This window comes from Novosphingobium sp. B 225, assembly GCF_002198665.1.
In the GTDB taxonomy this organism is placed as follows: Bacteria; Pseudomonadota; Alphaproteobacteria; order Sphingomonadales; family Sphingomonadaceae; genus Novosphingobium.
In genome coordinates, this window is record NZ_MWLM01000045.1 from 1 (window position 1) to 18,850 (window position 18,850).

The 18,850-nt window shown below is 63.8% G+C and carries 26 protein-coding genes; 15 read left to right on the plus strand and 11 right to left on the minus strand.

Going from position 1 to position 18,850, the window contains the following annotated elements; translation table 11 throughout:
• The 4 genes from MNBBLIKP_RS07700 to MNBBLIKP_RS07715 form a co-directional block, all read right to left on the minus strand.
• Nucleotides 1-660: outer membrane protein (locus MNBBLIKP_RS07700; RefSeq protein ID WP_140420550.1), on the minus strand; the 660-nt coding region annotated here is incomplete at its 3' end.
• 201 nt (nucleotides 661-861) lie between these two features.
• Nucleotides 862-1,194 carry a DUF2793 domain-containing protein gene (locus MNBBLIKP_RS07705; RefSeq protein ID WP_254912955.1) on the minus strand — a complete coding sequence of 111 codons (333 nt, stop codon included), beginning with the start codon at nucleotides 1,192-1,194 and terminating at the stop codon, nucleotides 862-864.
• A 31-nt stretch (nucleotides 1,195-1,225) separates the two neighbouring features.
• Nucleotides 1,226-1,717: a terminase large subunit domain-containing protein gene (locus MNBBLIKP_RS07710; RefSeq protein ID WP_088309138.1), complete on the minus strand. Its 492-nt coding sequence runs from the start codon at nucleotides 1,715-1,717 to the stop codon at nucleotides 1,226-1,228.
• Nucleotides 1,704-2,234 (minus strand): hypothetical protein, encoded by a 531-nt coding sequence (locus tag MNBBLIKP_RS07715; RefSeq protein ID WP_088309140.1) that lies wholly within the window; start codon nucleotides 2,232-2,234, stop codon nucleotides 1,704-1,706. Before MNBBLIKP_RS07715 ends, MNBBLIKP_RS07710 begins: the two co-directional genes overlap by 14 nt.
• A gap of 217 nt (nucleotides 2,235-2,451) precedes the next feature.
• Between MNBBLIKP_RS07715 and MNBBLIKP_RS07720 the strand changes: the two genes are divergently transcribed.
• The 3 genes from MNBBLIKP_RS07720 to MNBBLIKP_RS07730 are packed head-to-tail and all read left to right on the plus strand — an operon-like array spanning nucleotide 2,452 to nucleotide 4,582.
• Nucleotides 2,452-3,093 (plus strand): YqaA family protein, encoded by a 642-nt coding sequence (locus tag MNBBLIKP_RS07720; RefSeq protein WP_088309142.1) that lies wholly within the window; start codon nucleotides 2,452-2,454, stop codon nucleotides 3,091-3,093.
• Entirely contained in the window at nucleotides 3,090-3,737 is a 648-nt protein-coding gene (locus tag MNBBLIKP_RS07725) for a glutathione S-transferase family protein (protein WP_088309144.1), read from the plus strand. Before MNBBLIKP_RS07720 ends, MNBBLIKP_RS07725 begins: the two co-directional genes overlap by 4 nt.
• A gap of 17 nt (nucleotides 3,738-3,754) precedes the next feature.
• Nucleotides 3,755-4,582 carry a sterol desaturase family protein gene (locus tag MNBBLIKP_RS07730; RefSeq protein WP_088309146.1) on the plus strand — a complete coding sequence of 276 codons (828 nt, stop codon included), beginning with the start codon at nucleotides 3,755-3,757 and terminating at the stop codon, nucleotides 4,580-4,582.
• Here the strand turns inward: MNBBLIKP_RS07730 and MNBBLIKP_RS07735 are convergent.
• Complete coding sequence (locus MNBBLIKP_RS07735) at nucleotides 4,563-5,336, minus strand: GDSL-type esterase/lipase family protein (protein ID WP_088309148.1); 774 nt, start codon at nucleotides 5,334-5,336, stop codon at nucleotides 4,563-4,565. The genes MNBBLIKP_RS07730 and MNBBLIKP_RS07735 overlap by 20 nt on opposite strands.
• A 50-nt stretch (nucleotides 5,337-5,386) precedes the next feature.
• Between MNBBLIKP_RS07735 and MNBBLIKP_RS07740 the strand changes: the two genes are divergently transcribed.
• A complete protein-coding gene (locus MNBBLIKP_RS07740; RefSeq protein WP_176399712.1) occupies nucleotides 5,387-6,223 on the plus strand; it encodes a glycosyltransferase family 2 protein in 837 nt (278 codons plus the stop codon).
• Here MNBBLIKP_RS07740 and MNBBLIKP_RS07745 read toward each other — a convergent pair.
• From MNBBLIKP_RS07745 to MNBBLIKP_RS07760, 4 genes are all read right to left on the minus strand, one after another.
• Nucleotides 6,220-7,008 carry a GDSL-type esterase/lipase family protein gene (locus MNBBLIKP_RS07745; RefSeq protein ID WP_088309150.1) on the minus strand — a complete coding sequence of 263 codons (789 nt, stop codon included), beginning with the start codon at nucleotides 7,006-7,008 and terminating at the stop codon, nucleotides 6,220-6,222. The genes MNBBLIKP_RS07740 and MNBBLIKP_RS07745 overlap by 4 nt on opposite strands.
• 11 nt (nucleotides 7,009-7,019) lie before the next feature.
• The gene (gene spt / locus MNBBLIKP_RS07750) at nucleotides 7,020-8,219 is read right to left on the minus strand and encodes a serine palmitoyltransferase (protein WP_088309152.1); all 1,200 of its coding nucleotides are present in this window, start codon (nucleotides 8,217-8,219) and stop codon (nucleotides 7,020-7,022) included.
• Nucleotides 8,220-8,235: 16 nt separating this feature from the next.
• Nucleotides 8,236-8,475 (minus strand): acyl carrier protein, encoded by a 240-nt coding sequence (locus MNBBLIKP_RS07755; RefSeq protein WP_088309154.1) that lies wholly within the window; start codon nucleotides 8,473-8,475, stop codon nucleotides 8,236-8,238.
• A 321-nt stretch (nucleotides 8,476-8,796) separates the two neighbouring features.
• Nucleotides 8,797-9,165: a response regulator gene (locus tag MNBBLIKP_RS07760; protein WP_088309156.1), complete on the minus strand. Its 369-nt coding sequence runs from the start codon at nucleotides 9,163-9,165 to the stop codon at nucleotides 8,797-8,799.
• Here MNBBLIKP_RS07760 and MNBBLIKP_RS07765 point away from each other — a divergent pair.
• Genes MNBBLIKP_RS07765 through MNBBLIKP_RS07785 form a run of 5 tightly spaced genes read left to right on the plus strand, consistent with a single transcriptional unit; the run spans nucleotide 9,159 to nucleotide 12,435 of the window.
• The gene (locus MNBBLIKP_RS07765; protein ID WP_441339269.1) at nucleotides 9,159-9,470 is read left to right on the plus strand and encodes a DUF3572 domain-containing protein; all 312 of its coding nucleotides are present in this window, start codon (nucleotides 9,159-9,161) and stop codon (nucleotides 9,468-9,470) included. The two genes, MNBBLIKP_RS07760 and MNBBLIKP_RS07765, sit on opposite strands and share 7 nt — an antisense overlap.
• Nucleotides 9,471-9,474: 4 nt before the next feature.
• Nucleotides 9,475-10,089, plus strand: coding sequence for a hypothetical protein (locus tag MNBBLIKP_RS07770; protein ID WP_088309158.1), 615 nt, complete (start codon nucleotides 9,475-9,477; stop codon nucleotides 10,087-10,089).
• A gap of 9 nt (nucleotides 10,090-10,098) precedes the next feature.
• A complete protein-coding gene (locus MNBBLIKP_RS07775; protein WP_088309160.1) occupies nucleotides 10,099-10,560 on the plus strand; it encodes a RidA family protein in 462 nt (153 codons plus the stop codon).
• Nucleotides 10,541-11,305 (plus strand): glycerophosphodiester phosphodiesterase family protein, encoded by a 765-nt coding sequence (locus MNBBLIKP_RS07780; RefSeq protein ID WP_088309162.1) that lies wholly within the window; start codon nucleotides 10,541-10,543, stop codon nucleotides 11,303-11,305. Before MNBBLIKP_RS07775 ends, MNBBLIKP_RS07780 begins: the two co-directional genes overlap by 20 nt.
• Complete coding sequence (locus MNBBLIKP_RS07785) at nucleotides 11,302-12,435, plus strand: GNAT family N-acetyltransferase (protein WP_088309164.1); 1,134 nt, start codon at nucleotides 11,302-11,304, stop codon at nucleotides 12,433-12,435. The genes MNBBLIKP_RS07780 and MNBBLIKP_RS07785 overlap by 4 nt, the downstream gene beginning before the upstream one ends.
• Here MNBBLIKP_RS07785 and MNBBLIKP_RS07790 read toward each other — a convergent pair.
• Nucleotides 12,432-12,785, minus strand: a complete 354-nt coding sequence (locus MNBBLIKP_RS07790; protein ID WP_254912956.1) for a hypothetical protein — start codon at nucleotides 12,783-12,785, stop codon at nucleotides 12,432-12,434. The genes MNBBLIKP_RS07785 and MNBBLIKP_RS07790 overlap by 4 nt on opposite strands.
• 327 nt (nucleotides 12,786-13,112) lie before the next feature.
• Between MNBBLIKP_RS07790 and dksA the strand changes: the two genes are divergently transcribed.
• From dksA to ctrA, 5 genes are all read left to right on the plus strand, one after another.
• Complete coding sequence (gene dksA / locus MNBBLIKP_RS07795; protein WP_088309166.1) at nucleotides 13,113-13,571, plus strand: RNA polymerase-binding protein DksA; 459 nt, start codon at nucleotides 13,113-13,115, stop codon at nucleotides 13,569-13,571.
• A 125-nt stretch (nucleotides 13,572-13,696) separates the two neighbouring features.
• A complete protein-coding gene (locus tag MNBBLIKP_RS07800) occupies nucleotides 13,697-14,056 on the plus strand; it encodes a PilZ domain-containing protein (RefSeq protein WP_088309168.1) in 360 nt (119 codons plus the stop codon).
• Between the two features lie 65 nt (nucleotides 14,057-14,121).
• The gene (locus MNBBLIKP_RS07805) at nucleotides 14,122-15,603 is read left to right on the plus strand and encodes an ABC transporter substrate-binding protein (RefSeq protein WP_254912957.1); all 1,482 of its coding nucleotides are present in this window, start codon (nucleotides 14,122-14,124) and stop codon (nucleotides 15,601-15,603) included.
• 42 nt (nucleotides 15,604-15,645) lie between these two features.
• On the plus strand, nucleotides 15,646-16,059 hold the full coding sequence (locus MNBBLIKP_RS07810) for a DUF4112 domain-containing protein (RefSeq protein ID WP_088309170.1): 414 nt from the start codon (nucleotides 15,646-15,648) through the stop codon (nucleotides 16,057-16,059).
• A 274-nt stretch (nucleotides 16,060-16,333) separates the two neighbouring features.
• Complete coding sequence (gene ctrA / locus MNBBLIKP_RS07815; protein ID WP_088309172.1) at nucleotides 16,334-17,029, plus strand: response regulator transcription factor CtrA; 696 nt, start codon at nucleotides 16,334-16,336, stop codon at nucleotides 17,027-17,029.
• A 70-nt stretch (nucleotides 17,030-17,099) separates the two neighbouring features.
• On the opposite strand, the gene MNBBLIKP_RS07820 is transcribed toward ctrA, so the two are convergent.
• Complete coding sequence (locus MNBBLIKP_RS07820; RefSeq protein WP_254912958.1) at nucleotides 17,100-17,924, minus strand: helix-turn-helix domain-containing protein; 825 nt, start codon at nucleotides 17,922-17,924, stop codon at nucleotides 17,100-17,102.
• A gap of 145 nt (nucleotides 17,925-18,069) precedes the next feature.
• Between MNBBLIKP_RS07820 and trmB the strand changes: the two genes are divergently transcribed.
• Nucleotides 18,070-18,786 carry a tRNA (guanine(46)-N(7))-methyltransferase TrmB gene (trmB, locus tag MNBBLIKP_RS07825; protein ID WP_088309174.1) on the plus strand — a complete coding sequence of 239 codons (717 nt, stop codon included), beginning with the start codon at nucleotides 18,070-18,072 and terminating at the stop codon, nucleotides 18,784-18,786.
• Nucleotides 18,787-18,850 lie beyond the last annotated feature (64 nt).

The window sequence follows — 18,850 nt, forward strand, 5'->3', positions numbered from 1 at the left end:
AGCAACAGGCTCAGGAGCCGCGCCGAAGTTGTAGCCCAGCGTCAGCATCAGCGAGTGCGAACGGAAGCGCGTGCGAATGCTCTTGCCCGCAGCGTTCACCAGGTCGTTGTTGAACTGGTTGTAGAAGCGATACTTCAAACCAAGATCAACGTTGCTGGAAACCGGCATGCGCACGCCGGCCAGACCTTGCCAAGCGAAACCAGTGTCCGAATCGTTCACTTGCAGAGCAGTGGTCGGAATGAACATCTGGTTCTTCACGCGGCCAACACCGGCACCGGCGCCAACATAGCCCTGCAGGCCATCATCGGGTCCGAAATCGATCAGGCCGTTGATCATGAAGCTCAGTGCCGAAGCACCGCCGACCATGGGCGAATAGGTGTAGTTGAGCGTCGGGCTGCGATAAGCCTTGATGTGCGCACGGCGATAGCTGGCTTCGGTTTCGAGGCGAAATGCGCCGAAGTCATAACCAACAATGCCGCCTACATCGTAGCCAGCCTTGGTTTCCAGGATGCCGAGATTGTTAACGCCCGTCATGTTCTGGATATCTTCGACGATGGTGCCACCGGCATCACCTTCGACATACCAAGAATCATCGCGAGCCAGGGCTGGCGTCGCCATGGCCGTAGTGGCCAGGGCCATCCCAATGACCAGTTTCCGCATTATCGTTTTCCCCTTTTAGCAGGATTGAACCACCGAGTGCCGCGTTTTCTAACTGCTTAGAATCCCCGGCGCAAGCGCTCAAACACCACTACTGTTGCAATTATGCCTCGAATCCGCTGCGGAATTCCATGAAACGACACGAAAATACGGCAGGAATTGCACAGGTTTGGGTAAAACGGACCGAAATTTCCAGTCGTGATGTCAGCTTGGGGGCAGGATTCCGGCCAGTTCCAGTGCTGAGATCAGCGCAGATATGGTCGCCCGGGCTTCCGAATCGATTACCGTGCCGCCACTTGGTGCCGCGGGCCTGGCGGGCTTTAGCCAGCCGTCGACATAGCGCATGTCCTGGTCAGCTTCGCGATTCAGCACCCGCATTCCATCGCGCGGGCTCATGAACAGCCAGTTGCCACCGCTGAAGCAGGCGATCTGCCCATCTTTTCCTGCCCAGCTGCCGCTCGCGCCGCTGCCGACGATCCAGCATTGGCCGTCGATCGCTGCGGATGGCGGGGTGGCCAGAGTGGCTTCGATCGCCACGTGCAGCAGCGCATCGATCCGACTGAGGGCTTCATTGACGTAGCCCTCTTTCTGCGACTGGCCGGCAGGCGTGGCTGTGCTGCGGGCCGCGCAGGCTTTCGGGTTCTCCGGCGGAATAGAGTGTGGCCTGAGCCCCGTTGGGCCAGGTCAGGGTCCGTTTGGACGGTTCAAAGCGCGGGCGCTTGTCCTTGGGGGCGATCGCCTGCAAGCCGCTGTCGCCCTGAACCATAACCGCGCGCGCTTCATGCAAGGAGGCCGCAATCAGCGCGATCCGGGCCGCAGGGTTCTGTTCCGCGATCGCCCGGATCCATTCTGCCCCGGCCCGGGTCTTGCCAAACCCGCGCCCGGCCAGAATTAGCCAGGTTTGCCAAGCGGCATCGGGCGCAACCTGGCCGTCATGAGCCCACAGGTACCAGCAGGTCCGCAGCGAGCGGCGCTCGCGATGGCCCATCCGGCTTAGCAATTCGCGGCATTCGGAGCGCGACAGCCCTTCGAACAGGCGGCCCGGCTCAGTCGCCTTCATCGCCCTGGTCCTGTTCTTCGAGCAGCGCCGTGTTGGCGGCATTGCGCTTGCGCATGTCCTCGATCATCGCGGTGATCGATTCCAGCACGTCGGCTTCGTCAGCCGCCTCGTCCTGGGCGACCTGTTCGGCCTGTGACTGTTTATGCAGGGTCAGCACGCGGATCGCATTGCTGACATCCATCTTGTAGCCGGGGTTGGGATCGCGCAGGTATCCCAGCACTTCCATTTCAAGGTTGCGATAGCCTTCGGTCTGCGCGGCCTGCCACAGGCGGCGAAAATTGGGATAGCGGGCGCGGGCATGATAGGCCTGGCTGGTGGTGATCCCGGCCACTTCGGCCGCGCGGGTAACATTGGAAGTTTCGATCAGGGCGGCAATGAAGCGGCCGCGCCAGTTACGCTTGACCTGGGCGGTGCCGGGCAAGCGGCGGCGGGGTTGGCGGGCTGTGCAATCGGGCTGCGTGGTCAGCGCCGGGAGGGCGCACTGCGCGCCGTCCGGCGCGATGGGGGCCGTGCTCATCCGGTTCTCCTGTGCGGGAAAGGAAGGGGTATCGCGATAACGCCGGGCCGGTGCAGGTGGAGGCGAATCGGACTATCGCGATGTTCTCTATATGTGCCATATCAGCGTGACATTGTCAAGCGCAAAGAACCAATATGGTTATTTGCAGCACATGCTTGTCGCCCGCGCGCTTGCTCATTAAGCAAGCGGCCTGACGCTCAGAGCCAAGGGAACCCATATGCTGCGCCGCCTCTACGACTGGACCATGGCCAAGGCCGCCGATCCGCGTGCCGAATGGTGGCTGGCGCTGTTCGCCTTTGTTGAGGCAAGCTTTTTTCCGATCCCGCCGCATCCGCTGCTGGGGATCATGTGTCTGGCCGAACCCAAAAAGGCGATCCGCTTTGCCATAATCGCCACGCTGGCCTCGGTCGCCGGGGGGCTGCTGGGCTATGCGATCGGACATTTCCTGTATGACACGCTGGGCACCCAGCTGCTGGCACTGCTGGGCCTGACGCAAAGCTTTCCCAAGGCGGCCTGCTATCTGCGCGAATACGGGGCAGAGATCATCATGATCAAGGGCGCCACCCCGATCCCGTTCAAGCTGCTGACGATCACCGCCGGGTTCATCGCCATGCCGCTGGTAACTTTCGTGCTGGCCAGCCTGGTCAGCCGGTCGATCAGCTTTATGATCGTGGGCGTGCTGTTCCGCCTGTTCGGTGCGCCGATCAAGGCCTTCATCGACAAGTACCTGGGCCTGGCCACGGCCGGTTTCGTGGTGCTGGTGGTGGGCGGGTTCATTGCTGCCGCTGCGCTGTCGGGCGGGGGCAATGACAGCAATGCCAAGTGCGATGCCGTTGCGCCGCTCGCCGCTGCGGCATGAATGCGATCACGCTCTACCACTGCAAGGATGCGCGTTCGTTCCGCGCGCTTTGGGCGCTGGAAGAACTGGGTCTGGACTATGCCCTTGAACTGATGCCCTTCCCGCCGCGCGTCAGGGTGGAGGGATACCGCGAGATCAACCCGCTCGGCACGATCCCCGCGCTGCTAGTTGATGGCGCGCTGATGACGGAAAGCGCGGCGATCCCGCATTTCCTGGCAACGCGGTTCGGCCCTTCGGACCTGGCGGTGGCGCCGGACGAGCCGGACTATGCCCGCTATCTCAATTTCCTGCACATGGGCGAGGCGACGCTGACGTTCCCGCAGACGATCCACCTGCGTTACACCCGGCTGGAGCCGCCCGAGCGCCGCGTGGCCCAGGCGGCAGAGGACTATGCGCTGTGGTTCGGATCGCGGCTGCGCGCCGCAGAAACCATGCTGCACGGGGAATTCGCAGCGGCGGGGCGGTTTACCATGGCCGACATTTCGGTGGGCTATGCGGTGATGCTGGCGCTCAGCATCGGGCTTGAGCAACAGGTCACACCGGGGATGCAGGCCTATCTGGAGCGGCTGAGCCAGCGCGCGGGGTTTGCCCGCGCCAAGGCGGCGCAGGGATCTGCGGGGCTGGAAACCAGCCCGCTGGACTGAAACGGGGAATAAAGCGCATGCCAATGTCCACCTGGGCCGTGCTGGGGGTCTATCTGACTTTCGCACTGATCGAACTGTTGCGCACCCGCCTGTTCGCCAAACCTGGCCAGACCCGCGACGATGCGGTTGTCGAAGTGGCCAGCACGGTGATCCTGCTGGCGCTGACCCAGCCCGCGATCGTGCTGGCAACCGACTGGCTGCTCGACCACTGGCTGCCGCAGTACCGGGGGGCGCTGACCGATCTCAACATCGTGGCGGCGGTGCTGCTGTTCCTGGTGTTCGACGATATGGCGCAATATTGGTGGCACCGCGCCTCGCACTCCACCGCCTGGCTCTACAACCTCCACCGTGCGCACCACAATGCCGGGTACATGAGTGTCCGGCTCGTCTATCGCAACAACCTGCTTTATTACGCGATGATGCCGGCGATCTGGTTTTCGGGCGTGCTGGTCTACCTCGGGCTCGGCTGGGTCTATGCCGGCTATGTGGTGGTCAAGCAGACCGTGATCATCGCCGCGCACAGCGATGCCGCCTGGGATCGGCCGCTGTATCGGATCAAGGCGCTGTCCCCGCTGATGTGGCTGGTGGAACGCACCATCTCAACCCCGGCGACCCATCATGCCCACCACGGCCAGCATGCCACCGATCCGGGGACCCATTACAAAGGGAACTACGGTAACCTGCTGTTTTTCTGGGATGTCCTGTTTGGATCAGCGCGGATTACCCGGCGTTATCCGGAAAGCTACGGGGTGGAAAACCTGCCCCACGCCGGGTTCGGCCAGCAATTGCTCTGGCCACTGGTGCCAGAAAACAAGGGCGAGCCGGTTACGGCACCGCGCGACTGAGCGCCGCCGCCAGCGCGGCCCGCGTGACCGGCTCCATCACCGCATAGCCCGCCGCTTCGGGATGCACGCCATCGCGGCCGAATTCGGTGCGCAGTTCGCCATTCGGCCCGGACAGGATGGCGTGGTAATCGGCAAAGGTCAGTTGCTGCTCCTTGGCATAGTCCTTCAACCACCGGTTCAGTTCGGCTATGCGCGGGGCGGGCTTTACCTCGGGCCGCCAGCTCATCCGGTCGGCTGGCGGGATCGAGCCGAGGATCACGCGGATTCCGGCGGCTTTCGCCAGTGTGACCATCGCGCGGACGTTGTTCTGGTAAGCCACGGGCGTGGTCGGCCCCGTATTCCCGGCAATGTCGTTGGTGCCGATCATCAGGTGCACCACGCGCGGTTTCAGCGCGATGACATCGGCCATGAAGCGCAACAGCAGTTGCGGGCTGGTCTGGCCGGAAATGCCGCGGTTGACGATCCCGCCGGTGAACAGCCCCGGGGTGAAGCGGCTCCAGCCCTCGGTGATCGAATCGCCGATGAACACGATGTCGGCATGCTGGCCGGGCAAAGCCAGATTGGCAGCGTGATAGCGGCACAGCCAGGCCCAGTCGGCCTGCGGGTTATAGGCACCCGCCGATTGCGGCGTGCAGGCTTCGTCCAGCATGTAGCTCTCCGGCTTGGCGGTGGTCGTCTGGCCCCATGCCGGTGCCGACAGCAGCAGCGCGGGCAGGGTCAGCAGCAGGGCTGAGGTGCGCGGACGGACTGGCATATGCGAACTTCTCCATTCCCTTGGCACCGCGCGGTGGTATGCCCCCCGTGATGAACCCGATCGCCCGAAAGCTTAAAGTGCGGGTCCGGCAGGCCCTGGTCAAGGGGCCACTGCGCCCGCTTGCCAGAACCGCCTTTCACGCGCTGACCGGGGCCGAACTCGCGTTCCAGCGCCTGGTCCTGCCGCGTCGGCCCGATCCGGCTGACCTCAGCGATGTCACCGCCGTGATCAAGACCTTCCAGCGCCCCCGCCGCTGCCAGGCCCTGATTGATTCGATCCGCGCGCTCCATCCCCACCTCAGGATCGTGGTGGTCGATGACAGCCGCGTGTCCACTCCCTTCCACCATGCCGAAACCCTGGTCCTGCCGTTTGACAGCGGGGTCAGCGCGGGGCGCAATGCCGCCTTGGCTGCGGTCGAAACACCCTATGTCATCAACCTTGATGACGATCTGGTGTTCTTCCGCAAGACCGGCCTGGCCGCCGCGCTGGCATTGCTGCGCGGACAGAGCGATCTGGCCATCATGGGCGGGGTCATGCTTGACCTGCCGCACTACGGCTGGAACCACTCGCTTGGCGGAGCCCTGCACCCGTCGGCGGCCTCCTCGCTGATCCCAGAAGGAACCCGGATCGGACCGCTGACCGTGGGGGACAAGGTCAGCAACTTCTTCATCGCGCGCACCGAAGCCGTGCGCAGCATCGGCTGGGATCCGCAGGTCCGGCGGCTGGACCATGCCGATTTCTTCACCCGGGCGAAGGGCCGCCTGGTCTGCGCTTATAACCCCGCGCTGCAGGTCCTCCACGTCAAGGATCCGTTCGACGCGGACTACCTGCGCTTCCGCTTCGACCTCGCGGCAGACCTGGCCTACCTCAAGGCCAAGTACCCCTAAGATTGCTCCGCTGGCCGTGCCGGCAGCGCGGCCTGGGCCCGGCGCACCACCGGTTCGAGCAAGGCATAGGCCTGCGCCGAAGGGTGCACCCCGTCCAGGCTCAGCCCCGGCCGGGGGGTCTTGCCATCCGGCCCGACCAGCGCGGCATGGAAATCCGCCAGCACCGCCCCGCGCCGCGCCGCCATCTCGCGCAGCGCCGTGTTGAGCTGCTCGATCCGGGGATAGGGCGCCAGCCGGGGGCGGGTCGGGAACCGTTCCACCGGCGGCATGGTCGCCACGATCACCGCGATCCCGTTGGCCTGGGCCAGATCGATCAGCGATTCGATATTGGCGAGGTATTCCGCCGGACCGATCAGGCCGCCGCGCCCGATCACATCGTTGATCCCCGCCTCGATCAGCACGGCCCGGGGACGCAGCGCGATCACGTCTTGCCGGAACCGGGGCAAAAGCGCGGCGCTGGAATGGCCACCGATCCCGCGATTGACCCAGTCCCGCCCGAACAGGCCGGGTTGCAGTTCATCCCAGTCCCCGACGATCGAATCCCCGTAAAAGACCAGTTCCGGCCGCAGACCGGCAGCGGCCAGCCGCCGGTTGTCGGCCCGGTGGACGCAGATGCCGAACACGTCGCCGGGCACCGCCAGCGGATCGGCCGCCGGATCATCCGGGCAGGGCTGGTCCACCATTTGCTTCTGATAGGCCGGAGCCCACCAATAGCGCCAGTGGTTCGCCGCCCAGACCGCAGCAATCGCCGCAAGCAGCAGTGCAATGCGCCAGCGCCGCGTCACCGCCGATCCCCTCAGATGATCCCGGCCGTGTGCCCGGCGCGTTCGAACATGCCGATGATCGTCTGCACCTGTTCGGCGCTATGCTCCGCGCAGAGCGAGCAGCGCAGCAGGGTCATCCCGGCCGGGGTCGCGGGCGGGCGGGCCAGGTTGACGTAAAGCCCTTCGTGCAGCAGCGCTTCCCACATCATCGCGCCGCGTTCCAGATCGGGCATGATCACCGAAATGATCGCGCTTTGCGGCTCGTCCGTGCCCAGCTGAAAGCCCTTGTCCTTCAGTCCCTTGTGCAACACCCGCGAATTTTCCCACAGATGCGCGCGCTTGTTGCCGGCGTGCATCAGCTTGCGGATCGAGGTGCAGGCGGTTGCCACCACGCTGGGCGGCAGGCTCGCCGTGAACACATAGGGACGGCAGACCAGCCGCATGATTTCGAACTTAGGATGGTTCGATACGCAGAAGCCGCCGACCGTGCCGACCGATTTGGAGAAAGTGCCGATCACGAAATCGACATCGTCCAGGCAGCCCTGATCCTCGGCCACGCCGCGTCCGTTGGGGCCGATGAAGCCCATCGAATGCGCTTCGTCCACCAGCACCATCGCGCCGTTTTCCTTGGCGACGCGGATCATTTCCTTCAGCGGGGCAATATCGCCCAGCATCGAATAGACCCCTTCCAGCACCACCAGCTTGCCCGCGCCTTCGGGAATGCGCTTCAGCCGCTTTTCCATCGCTTCGATGTCATTGTGCTTGAACGGCACGACCTCGGCATCGCCCATCTTGCAGCCATCCCAGATGCTGGCGTGGCTATCGATGTCGAGCACGATGTAATCGCCTTTGCTGGCGATCGTTGAGATAATCCCAAGGTTGGCCTGATAGCCGGTGGAAAACACCATGGCGTGATCCATGGCGTAGAATTCCTTCAGCGCCTCTTCGACCGCGCGGTGCCCGGCATAAGTGCCGTTGAGCACGCGACTGCCGGTGGTGCCGGCGCCAAAATCGTCCAGCGCCTGCTTGCCCGCCTCGATCACATCGGGGTCAAAGGTCATGCCCATGTAATTGTACGTGCCGAGCAAAATCGTCTCGCGCCCGCTGCACATCGCAACCGTGGGCGAGATCACCCGTTCCATCACCAGATTGAACGGATCGGTCACCCCGGTCGCCAGCAGTGCGCGGCGGGTTTCGATCAGCGGGTCGAATTTGGAAAACAGGTCAGTCATCGCGGCTCCGGCCCCCTCAGCCCTGCAGCTTTACCACGGCGTCAACCAGCTGGCCGTAATTCTCGATTTCGGCCTGCTGGTTCATGGTGATGATGATGTCGAAATCGTCCTCGATCGCGGCGACGAAATCCATCACGGTCAGGCTGTCAAATTCAAGATCCCCGGCAAAAGTCGTGGCATCGCTGATCGCCACGCCCTTCTTGTTGAACGGTTCGATCAGGGCGGCGATTTTCTCGGCGGTAGCGGCGCGATCCATTGTTGTCTTAGCTCCGGAATTGACGTGACGGCGCTCTGGCCGATGAATGGGGCGGAAAAGCGGCGTGGGGCCGAATTTGTCAAGCATTGGTGCGCCTGCCGCCAGCCGTGAAGTAGCAAGACCGGCGGACAAGGGTGACACCAAGGTGACACTCTGTCCGGCCAACTTCTTATTTCAGATCAATACATTATTCCAAACAAGGTGACACATGTGCGGTTTCTGGGTCATTTCCCCGCAGCTTTCGGTCCGGGGAACGGACTGATCGCACAATATGACAGGTCTCACCAATGTAGGAAAGCGCCGCGCTGACCGCCGCTTTGGCTAGCGGTCCACCAGCGCTTTCACCGCCGCCATGAACGGCCCGATCGAGACGGGCTTGGCCAAGTACCCTTCCGCGCCCGCATCGCGGATGCGTTCTTCGTCACCTTTGCCGGCATAGGCGGTTACCGCCAGCACCGGGATCGAGCGCAGTGTTGCGTCGGCTTTGGCTGCTTCGATCAGATCAAGGCCAGAGACATTGGGCAGCTGGATGTCCATGATGATCAGGTTGGGGACAAACTGCCGTGCCTTGTCCAGCGCTTCCAGTCCGTCGGCGCAGGGTTCCACGCCGTAGCCCTGGCTGCGCAATACGTCGCAGAACAGCTTGCGGTTGAGGTCGTTGTCCTCGACAACAAGGATACGCTTTGCCATGGCATGCGCCCTACGCCCGATCACGGAGAGAGACAATTATCCGCGAGCCGCAATCCCCGGCGCACGATGCCACCGTTCTGGCGCTGGGTGCGCTCGGCTGGGTGCTGGGCGACAGCGCGCGGGCGGATCGGCTGCTGGCCTTGACCGGGCTGACCCCCGATGCCTTGCGCGGGGGGCTGGACAATCCGGCCATGCTGGCGGCGGTGCTGGATTTTCTGGCCAGCTACGAACCCGATCTGGTCGCGGCGGCCGATGCGCTGGGAATTGAACCGGCAGAGCTGATCTCTGCCCGAAAGAGGTTGTGACACCATGGGAAAACCGCTGATCATCAGCGATTGCGATGAAGTGCTGCTGCACATGATCGTGCCGTTCGGCGAATGGCTGGAAGAAAGCCAGCCGGTTTCGTTCAAGCTGATCGGCAACGATTTCGGCAATGCGATCCGCCACAAGGATAGCGGCGAGCCGATCGATCCGGCGGAAATCTGGAAGCTGCTGAACCTGTTCTTCGACAATGAAATGCACCGGCAAAGCCCGATTGCCGGAGCGGTCGGTTCGATCAATACCCTGGCCGAGCATGCCGACGTGGTGATCCTGACCAACCTGCATGACAAGCACAACGCCGCGCGGCAGCGGCAACTGGCGGATCACGGGATGCCGTACCGGGTATTCACCAACCAGGGGCCCAAGGGCCCGGCGCTGCAGGCGATCCTGGATGAATACCAGCCGTCAAAGGCGGTGTTTATCGACGATCTGGCCCAGCATCATGGCTCTGCGGCTGAATTGGTTCCTCATATCGATCGACTTCACCTATGTGGTGAACCGACTCTGGCCCCGCATATCAAATGCGGGTTCGAAGCGGGGCATGCCCATGCCCGGATTGATACGTGGGAACATGCCTTGCCGTGGCTGCTCTCGCGATTGTAAGGTGGCACCATGAACATTGACGCACGACTGGCCGAACTCGGCATCACCCTTCCCGAACCCGCCGCGCCGGTTGCGGCCTATGTCCCGGTCGTGATCGCGGGCGGGCTGGCCTATGTTTCGGGTCAGGTCTCGATCATCGATGGCCAGCGCCTCAACGGGCGGCTGGGCGAAGACCTCAGCCTGGAACAGGGCGTGCTGGGCGCGCAGGCCTGCGGACTGATGATCCTGGCGCAGCTGAAAGCTGCACTCGGCTCGCTTGACCGGGTGGAACGGGTGGTCAAGCTGGGGGCCTTCGTCAATTCGACCCCCGATTTCACCGACCAGCCCAAGGTTGCCAATGGTGCTTCCGAACTGATGGTCGCGGTGTTTGGTGAGGCCGGCAAGCATGCCCGCAGCGCGGTTGGCGTGCCCAGCCTGCCGCTGGGCGTTGCCGTGGAAGTGGACGCAATCGTTGCTGTTCGGCCTGCTTGACGGCTGGCTCGCACCGCCGCCAAACCCGGAACGGGTGCGGTGGCTGGGTGAGTGGCGCTATGCCCATCGCGGGCTACACGGCCCCGGCGTGCCGGAAAACTCGCCTGCCTCCTTCACTGCGGCGATGGCCCGGGGGATGGGGATCGAATGCGATGTCCTGCGCAGCCAGGATGACGTCGCCATGGTGTTTCACGACGACACGCTGGAACGGCTGACGGCCGAAAGCGGGCCGGTTCACCGCCGCTCTGCCGCGGATCTGGGCCGGATCACCCTGACCGGCGGGGAAGATGGCATCCCCACGCTGCGCCAGGTGCTGGATCAGGTGCGCGGGCAGGTGCCGATCCTGATCGAAATCAAGAGCAACCCCGATACCCGCACCAGCGCGCTGTGCACCACGGTGCGGCGCGCGCTGGAAGGCTATCTGGGGCCGCATGCCGTGATGAGCTTTGACCCGCGCGTGGTGCGCTGGTTCTCCGAATTCTCGCCGTTGACCATTCGCGGTCTGGTGGTGACCGAGGAGGGGGCCAAGGCGTTCATCGGGCGGCTCAAGCGCCGGATCGCTTTCTGGCATGCCCGGCCGCAGTTCCTCGCCTATGACGTGCGCGATCTGCGCAGCTGGTTCCCCGCCAAACAGCGCAAGCGCGGCTTTCCCGTGCTGACCTGGACCGTGCGCGATGCGGATCATGTTGAACGGGCCGCGAAATATGCCGATGCGCCGATCGCGGAGGGTACCGGAATCGCGTGAGCGCGCCTGCGGCCAGCGTGCGGATCGCGCGTGCAGTGGGGGAACTGCCCGCTGCCGAATGGGATGCGCTGGGCGCTGACAACCCGTTCCTGAGCCATGCTTTCCTGTCTGCGTTGGAAGACTCAGGCTCGGTTGGTCCCGGCACCGGCTGGAGCCCCGCGCCCTTGGTGATCGAGGGACCGGATGGCGCACTTGAAGCCGCGCTCCCGGCCTATCTCAAGGATCACAGCCAGGGCGAATATGTGTTCGACCATGCCTGGGCCGATGCCTGGCACCGCGCGGGCGGAAACTATTACCCCAAACTGCAGATCGCCGTGCCGTTCACCCCGGCCACCGGGCCGCGCGTGCTGACGGACGATCCGATCAAGGCGGCGCTGCTGCTGCGCGCGGCGGAACAGGTCTGCGCCGACAACGGCCTGTCATCGGCCCACGCGACATTCATCGAACCGGCGCAGCTGCCGTGGTTCGAAGCGGCGGGCTGGCTGCCGCGCAGCGATATCCAGTTCCACTGGACCAATCGCGGCTATGCCTGTTTCGACGATTTTCTGGCCCAGCTGTCATCCCGCAAGCGCAAGGACTTGCGCAAGGAGCGCGCGGCGGCGCAGGCAGGGGTGGAGATCCGGGCCTTGCGCGGGGCGGAAATCCGGCCCGAACACTGGCAGGCGTTCTGGCATTTCTATCAGGATACCGGATCGCGCAAATGGGGCCGGCCCTATCTGACCCGTGCCGCGTTTGACCTGCTGGGGCAGCGGATGGGGGAGCAGATCCTGCTGGTTCTTGCTTTTGCAGGCGGCGAGCCGGTGGCAGGGGCCCTGAATTTTATCGGGCCGAACGCGCTCTATGGCCGCTACTGGGGCGCCGTGGTCGACAAGCCGTTCCTGCACTTTGAGCTGTGCTATTACCAGGCAATCGACGCGGCGATCGCCTTGGGGCTGTCACGGGTTGAGGCGGGCGCCCAGGGCGGGCACAAGCTGGCCCGCGGTTATGAACCCGTTGAGACCTGGTCCGCGCATTACATCGCCCACCCGGGCTTCCGCAGCGCGGTTGCGGACTTTCTGGCGCGCGAGCGGGCGGGAACTGCCGCTGACCGCAACTACCTGAGCGAGCGGACGCCCTTCAGGAAGACTTAGGCCGCGCGGCGGGCGCTGGCGGCGAGCCATTCGCGGGCGCGGCGCTGGGCTTCGGCGATTTCGCGGGCGGTCATTTCGTCCGAGATGTCGGCGCGGCACAGCTGGGCTTCGGCATGGCCCGAAACGGCGGCCAGGTTGAACCACTTGTGCGCTTCGATCAGATCGCAATCGACCCCGTGGCTGCCAGTGGAATAGGCAACACCCAGATCATAGTAGGCGCTGATGTCCCCTTGGGCGGCGGCGGCAAGGCAGCTCGCGACCAGCAGGTCTTCACTGGTGTCGTCCGCAATCGAAACCGGCCCGGCAAAATGGCCGGCGAAATTTCCGTTCTGGATCCAGGCAGTGCTCATTTCGAAACCCCCTAATTGCGATCCCGATCAGGACCGCCGATGGGTTCAAACTTCCCGAACATGGTCAACAAAAGGTTAACGCCGACGTTAATTTGTCCCGTGATGCGACATCGCCGTGTCACATGCCTGTGTGACAGGGCCGTGAAACGGGCTCCCTGGCCTGTTCGGCTTTGCTTAATGTTGATGAATCCAGTTTCGGTCCGCATTGCCGCTTGTGCGGGATTCTGCGGAGTTCTATAGGCCCGCTCGATCCGGCGCGGGTGGCTGACGGGAAAAACCCGGGGCCGCAGGAACCCTCGGTTCCGGCTGGTCTGGTGTGGAGAGTATATGGCAACCGTTCTGGGCGATGAGATTGACGTCCTTGCCAAGGCGAAACGTGCGATCGCGGGCGAATATGTCCCGGGCGATAACGAACCCTACATGGCAGAAGCGCAGCTCGATTATTATCGGCGGCTGCTGCAGGAATGGAAAAAGCTGATCCTTTCAGCCGCGCAGGATACCCTGCAGCAGCTGCAGGACGGCCCGATCCGCGAGCCTGATCTTAACGATCGGGCCAGCAGCGAAACCGACTGGGGGATCGAACTGCGCACGCGTGACCGGCAGCGCAAGCTGATCGCCAAGATCGATTCGGCCCTGCGCCGGATCGAAGAAGGCGAATACGGCTATTGCGAGGTTACCGGCGAACCGATCGGTCTGGGCCGCCTTTCGGCCCGCCCGATCGCCACCATGACGGTCGAAGCGCAGGAAGCGCACGAGCGTCGGGAGAAAATTTCTCGCGACGATTGAACCCTATAAGGGCGTTAACCGCATTTTTGCTAGTTCGCTTTAGCATTCAGCCACGGTGAATCTCTTAGTGAGAAGCCAGGCACGGGCCGCGATGGCCCCAGAACGTTGGAGCGACGGTGACGGCAATGAGCGATAGCGAGCATCGGCAGATCGCGCGCGACAGCCTGTTCGTCATGGCTGAGCTGCGCCTTGACGGAGTTGGCGGAGAGCACCGCGTGCGGGTCCGCAACCTGTCTTCGGGCGGGCTGATGGCCGAAGGCAACCTTGGCGTGCAGCGCGGCCAGCTGTGCTGGGTCCAGATCCGTAACATCGGCTGGGTCGAAGGATCGGTCGCCTGGGTGCAGGACACTCGCTTTGGCGTGGCCTTCCGCGAGGAAATCGATCCGATGGTGGCGCGCGCACCGATCGCCAGCGGGGAAGGAACCCCGCGCTATGTCCGCCCGCCGCTCGCCCAGTTTGAACCGGGCGCCTTGCGCAAGATCTGACTTTCGCGGCCAGAGCGCGGTCAGCGGTTGTCACTGCCCCTGCAAATCCCCTAAGACGAGGCGGCGTGTCGATCCACCCGCCTTTCCGAGCCCCCCTGGCGCTGCTGGCCGGCCTGGCCCTGGCCACGCTTGCGGCCTGCAGCAGCGATGACGACAAGGCGGTCGACGTTGCGGTGATCGGCGATCCCGGCGCACCCTTTGTCACCGCCGGGCGGCTGCCGTTTGCCGCCGAACTGGTCCGTGCGGCAACGGTCGAAGGGCTGGTTGCGCTGGATGAGGAAGGCCGCGTGGTGCCTGCCGTGGCGGACCGGTGGATCGTTACCGATGATGGCATGTCCTATATCTTCCGTTTGCGCGACGGAACCTGGCCCGATGGCTCGCCAATCACCGGCGAAACCGCGCGCGCGGCGCTGGTGCAGGCCATCGGAGCCTTGCGCGGCCGCGCGTTTGGCGATGACCTGGCGGCAATCGAAGAAGTGCGCGCCATGGCGGGCCGCGTGGTCGAAATCCGGCTGAGCCAGCAATCACCTGATCTGCTGCAATTGCTGGCCCAGCCCGAACTCGGCCTGGCCTGGCGCGGGCGCGGGGCCGGACCAATGCAGCTGGCCCGCAAAAAGGGCGTGGCCACACTATCTCCGATCCCGCCCGAGGATCGCGGCTTGCCCCAGCAGGCCGATTGGCAGGAACGCCGCCGCAAGCTGCGCCTGGTTGCCCTGCCGGCCCAGCAGGCGATTGACCGGTTCAACACCGGCGAGGTTGATTTCGTGCTCGGCGGCCAGTTTCAGGACTTTCCCCGGCTCGATGCCAGCGGGGTAGCGCGCGGTGCGCTGCGGTTCGATCCGGTGTCCGGCCTGTTCGGGCTGGCGATTGAGCATCGCGACGGATTCTTTGATCTGCCCGAAAATCGTGAGGCACTGGCCATGGCGATTGACCGGGATGGCATCGCCACGGCGCTGGGCGTGGGCGGTTGGCTGCAGACCACCCGGATCGTCAATCCGGGCAGCGGGGATGACAATGGCAGCGTGGGCGAACGCTGGCAGGGCCGCTCGCAGGCCGATCGCCGCGCCGAAGCAGCCGCCCGGGTTGCGCGCTGGAAAGCCGCGCACAAGCTGACGCCGCTGCGCATCGCGCTGCCAGCCGGGCCGGGGGCTGATGCTCTGTTCCGCCGCCTGTCGGCCGATTACACCGCAATCGGGTTGGAAGTGCAGCGCGTCCGGCTTGCGGCCGAAGCCGATCTGCGGCTGGTTGACAGCGTGGCGCGCTATGCCCGGATTGGCTGGTATCTGAACCAGCTGAGCTGCCAGGTCGCCCCGGCGGCCTGCAACCCGGCTGCCGATCGGCTGGCAATCCAGGCCCGCAGCGAACCTGATCCGGCCAAGCGCAATGATCTTTACGCCCAGGCCGAAGCGCAATTGACCATGGCCAACGGCTATATTCCCTTTGGCGCGCCGATCCGTTGGTCGGTCGTATCGGGCAATGCCACCGGCTTCATGGTCAACCGCCGCGCCTTGCACCCCTTGATGCCGATGGCCATGCGCCCCAAATAGGCACTGCGGCCTGACTTGGGCTGCGTTACGTGAAAGACCCTAATGGCTCAGGATCGCGTTAAACCCTTTATCCAGGACTTGCCGCTGGGCACCGATGCCCTCTCGGTCCGCCGCCGGGTGGAGGCGCTGGAACGATTGCTGGAAGGCATGATCGAAGTGCCACTGATCGGGCGCAAGGTCGGGCTTGACGCAATTGTCGGCCTGTTGCCGGGTGCGGGTGATCTGATCACCGGCGCGATGGGGCTCTACCTCGTCTGGGAAGCCCGCAACCTCGGCCTGCCGCGCTGGCAGCTGTGGCGCATGGCGGGCAATGTCGGGATCGACAGCCTGGTGGGCGCGGTTCCGGTTGCGGGCGACCTGTTTGACCTGCTGTACCGGTCGAACAGCAAGAACCTCAAGATCATCCGCAAGCACCTTGACCGGCATCACCCCGCGACTGCGGTGCTGGAGGGGTAGGGGAAAATTTTGATTAGTGCGCCAATCGCATCCGCGATTGGTTTGCAACACCAGCCCGCTCCCCTGGCCCGACCACCCATAGGGTACCATCAGCGGGCTGGTGTTGCAAGGGAGGCCCGGATGGGCCGACCGCACCCAACCAAAACGACTCGCGCAGTTCCGCCGTTTACGAGAAATTAACCTTTCATCTTCATTGGTCATATGGTTAATGGACGACAACGACTGTTGCCAGGTGGTTAGCAGTCGGGAAATTCGGGGCAAAGGGGGATATCCCATGCGCGTACTGCTGATCGAGGACGAGCCAACCACGGCACGGGCCATCGAACTGATGCTGACTTCTGAGGGCTTCAATGTCTATTCCACGGACCTTGGGGAAGAGGGTTTGGACCTCGGCAAGCTGTATGATTACGACATCATCCTGCTCGACCTGAACCTGCCGGACATGCACGGCTATGACGTGCTGAAAAAACTGAGCGTTGCCAAGGTGCAGACCCCGGTGCTGATCCTTTCGGGTATCAGCGAAATGGATTCCAAGGTGCGCTCGTTCGGCTTCGGTGCCGACGATTACGTCACCAAGCCATTCCACCGCGAAGAACTCGTCGCCCGCATTCATGCGGTTGTGCGCCGGTCCAAGGGCCATTCGCAGTCGGTCATTCGCACCGGCAAGCTGGCGGTTAACCTGGATGCCAAGACCGTTGAGGTTGATGGCGCCCGCGTTCACCTGACCGGCAAGGAATATGCGATGCTGGAACTGCTCTCGCTGCGCAAGGGCACCACGTTGACCAAGGAAATGTTCCTCAACCACCTGTATGGCGGGATGGACGAACCCGAACTCAAGATCATCGACGTGTTCATCTGCAAGCTGCGCAAGAAACTTGCCCATGCCTGCAATGGTGAAAACTACATCGAAACCGTCTGGGGGCGCGGCTATGTGCTGCGTGATCCGGGTGAAGAGGCGCAGGCCGCCTGATTTTACCTCCTGTTTGTTGCCAGAACGGCCCGCCCTTGATGGCGGGCCGTTTTGTCTTGTCAGGGGCGGTTCAATTGACCCGGTTGAAATAGGTGGTTTCCAGCTTTGGCATGCTGGTTCCCGCCCACACGATGGTTTCGGTCATCGATTTGCTATCTTTCGCAACGGTATAGACCCGCGTCGATACCGGTGCGCCGTTCTTGCCCAGGGTCATGACCAGAGTGCCCGGGGCCGGTTGGCGCAGCGATGCCGTATCGATGAACTGCATGGTGCCGCTGATCGGCACCGGAATGCCGTCCGCCGCTGCAGTTGATTCCGCATAAGTGGAGGAACCGTCGGGGGCGACGATTTCGACGCGCGAAGACCATTTCTGATCCTGCGAGCGGCGCAGCGTGATCGTTACCCGCTGCGGCCGTTCCGCCGCCGGAATGCGCTGAACATCGAGCGCCCAGGTTCCGACCAGCGGAGATTGCCGGGCCGGGGCCGCGTTGGCGGTTTGCGGGGGCAGCGGCGATTGCGCCGGCTGCGCGGCCATGATGGCCAGACCCACGGCGGCGGCAGGGATTGCGATAAGCATGACAAGCGTTCCTTTCGATCTGAACAGCCCCGCACTTGGGGGCTGGTCCAGACCGTGGGTCAGCGGGCTTGGCGCCGATAGATCGATATTCTTGTCCCAATTTTTCTGGGCATCGATCAGCCGCGCCAGTTCGCGGCTGCTGCCAACGCCAGTCTTGCGGCGGGCATCACGGAGGCGCTCGTTAATCGAGGCTTCGGAGCGGCCCAGATTGGCGGCAATCGACTTCACCGTGTGCCCCGCGGCGAGCAGGCGCAACACTTCGAGCTCCTTGTCGTTTAGCGCTGCAAGCGAGCTGGGCAGGCGTTCCATGACCGACATGCTGCCTGATCACCACAGGCATTGCCCTGCGTCCATCCCAATTTTCTTGTCCATTGGCTGCGGCGTGGCGCCCGTCCTGTGCGTGAACGCCGTCAGTATAGCGCAACCTTGACCCGTGTCGGGCCGACTGCCAAACGCCCGCGCCATGAGCGCTTACAAATCCGGTGACCCGACCACGATCAACCGCCTCTATGGCCGCGCCAAGGGCAAGCCCCTGCGTGCCGGGCAGCAAGGCTTGGTCGATATCTTGCTGCCGCGCATCGCCATGCCGGAAGAAGGCCCGATCACGGCGCAAGTGCTGTTCGGCGATGACCGGCCCTTGCATTTCGAGATCGGGTTCGGCGGCGGCGAGCACATGGCGGGGCGGGCGGATATGCTGCCCGATCACGGTTTTATCGGCGCGGAGCCGTTCCTTAACGGGGTGGCGCAGGCACTGACCCATGTTGACGGTGACAACGGCGCGCATCCGCCGCTGGGCAACGTCCGGATCCACCACGGCGATGCGCTGGAAGTGCTGCGGCGGATCCCTGATGGCTCGCTCAGCTTCCTCTACCTGCTTCACCCCGATCCCTGGCCCAAGGCGCGCCATGCCAAGCGGCGGATGATGAACGATGGCCCGGTCGATCTGTTCGCGGCAAAGCTCAAGCCGGGTGGAGAGTTCCGCTTCGGCACCGATCACGCGGTCTATCTGCGCCACGCGCTGATGGTGATGCGCCGCCACACCGGGCAGTTCGAATGGCTGTGCGATCAGCCGCAGCAGTTCCAGAAACGCCCCGGCGGCTGGCCCGAGACGCGCTATGAACACAAAGCCCGGACGGTGTACGGGCATGAGGTCTGGTACTTCCGCTACCGCCGCAAGTAGCGGTCTGGCTTGGCCATAGAGCGGCTTGGCGCAGGCGTACTTTTTCCTTCTGGTACCGTTCCTA

Excerpts from the sequence above, each read along its gene's own strand:
- MNBBLIKP_RS07770 (WP_088309158.1), top strand. The coding sequence starts at position 9,475 with ATGGGAAAACCGCTGATCATCAGCGATTGCGATGAAGTGCTGCTGCAC.
- MNBBLIKP_RS07710 (WP_088309138.1), bottom strand. The coding sequence starts at position 1,717 with ATGAAGGCGACTGAGCCGGGCCGCCTGTTCGAAGGGCTGTCGCGCTCC.
- MNBBLIKP_RS07730 (WP_088309146.1), top strand. The coding sequence starts at position 3,755 with ATGCCAATGTCCACCTGGGCCGTGCTGGGGGTCTATCTGACTTTCGCA.
- MNBBLIKP_RS07735 (WP_088309148.1), bottom strand. The coding sequence starts at position 5,336 with ATGCCAGTCCGTCCGCGCACCTCAGCCCTGCTGCTGACCCTGCCCGCG.
- MNBBLIKP_RS07755 (WP_088309154.1), bottom strand. The coding sequence starts at position 8,475 with ATGGATCGCGCCGCTACCGCCGAGAAAATCGCCGCCCTGATCGAACCG.
- MNBBLIKP_RS07790 (WP_254912956.1), bottom strand. The coding sequence starts at position 12,785 with ATGAGCACTGCCTGGATCCAGAACGGAAATTTCGCCGGCCATTTTGCC.
- MNBBLIKP_RS07810 (WP_088309170.1), top strand. The coding sequence starts at position 15,646 with ATGGCTCAGGATCGCGTTAAACCCTTTATCCAGGACTTGCCGCTGGGC.
- dksA (WP_088309166.1), top strand. The coding sequence starts at position 13,113 with ATGGCAACCGTTCTGGGCGATGAGATTGACGTCCTTGCCAAGGCGAAA.
- MNBBLIKP_RS07740 (WP_176399712.1), top strand. The coding sequence starts at position 5,387 with ATGAACCCGATCGCCCGAAAGCTTAAAGTGCGGGTCCGGCAGGCCCTG.
- MNBBLIKP_RS07725 (WP_088309144.1), top strand. The coding sequence starts at position 3,090 with ATGAATGCGATCACGCTCTACCACTGCAAGGATGCGCGTTCGTTCCGC.
- MNBBLIKP_RS07720 (WP_088309142.1), top strand. The coding sequence starts at position 2,452 with ATGCTGCGCCGCCTCTACGACTGGACCATGGCCAAGGCCGCCGATCCG.
- trmB (WP_088309174.1), top strand. The coding sequence starts at position 18,070 with ATGAGCGCTTACAAATCCGGTGACCCGACCACGATCAACCGCCTCTAT.
- MNBBLIKP_RS07820 (WP_254912958.1), bottom strand. The coding sequence starts at position 17,924 with ATGTCGGTCATGGAACGCCTGCCCAGCTCGCTTGCAGCGCTAAACGAC.
- MNBBLIKP_RS07715 (WP_088309140.1), bottom strand. The coding sequence starts at position 2,234 with ATGAGCACGGCCCCCATCGCGCCGGACGGCGCGCAGTGCGCCCTCCCG.
- MNBBLIKP_RS07775 (WP_088309160.1), top strand. The coding sequence starts at position 10,099 with ATGAACATTGACGCACGACTGGCCGAACTCGGCATCACCCTTCCCGAA.
- ctrA (WP_088309172.1), top strand. The coding sequence starts at position 16,334 with ATGCGCGTACTGCTGATCGAGGACGAGCCAACCACGGCACGGGCCATC.
- spt (WP_088309152.1), bottom strand. The coding sequence starts at position 8,219 with ATGACTGACCTGTTTTCCAAATTCGACCCGCTGATCGAAACCCGCCGC.
- MNBBLIKP_RS07760 (WP_088309156.1), bottom strand. The coding sequence starts at position 9,165 with ATGGCAAAGCGTATCCTTGTTGTCGAGGACAACGACCTCAACCGCAAG.
- MNBBLIKP_RS07800 (WP_088309168.1), top strand. The coding sequence starts at position 13,697 with ATGAGCGATAGCGAGCATCGGCAGATCGCGCGCGACAGCCTGTTCGTC.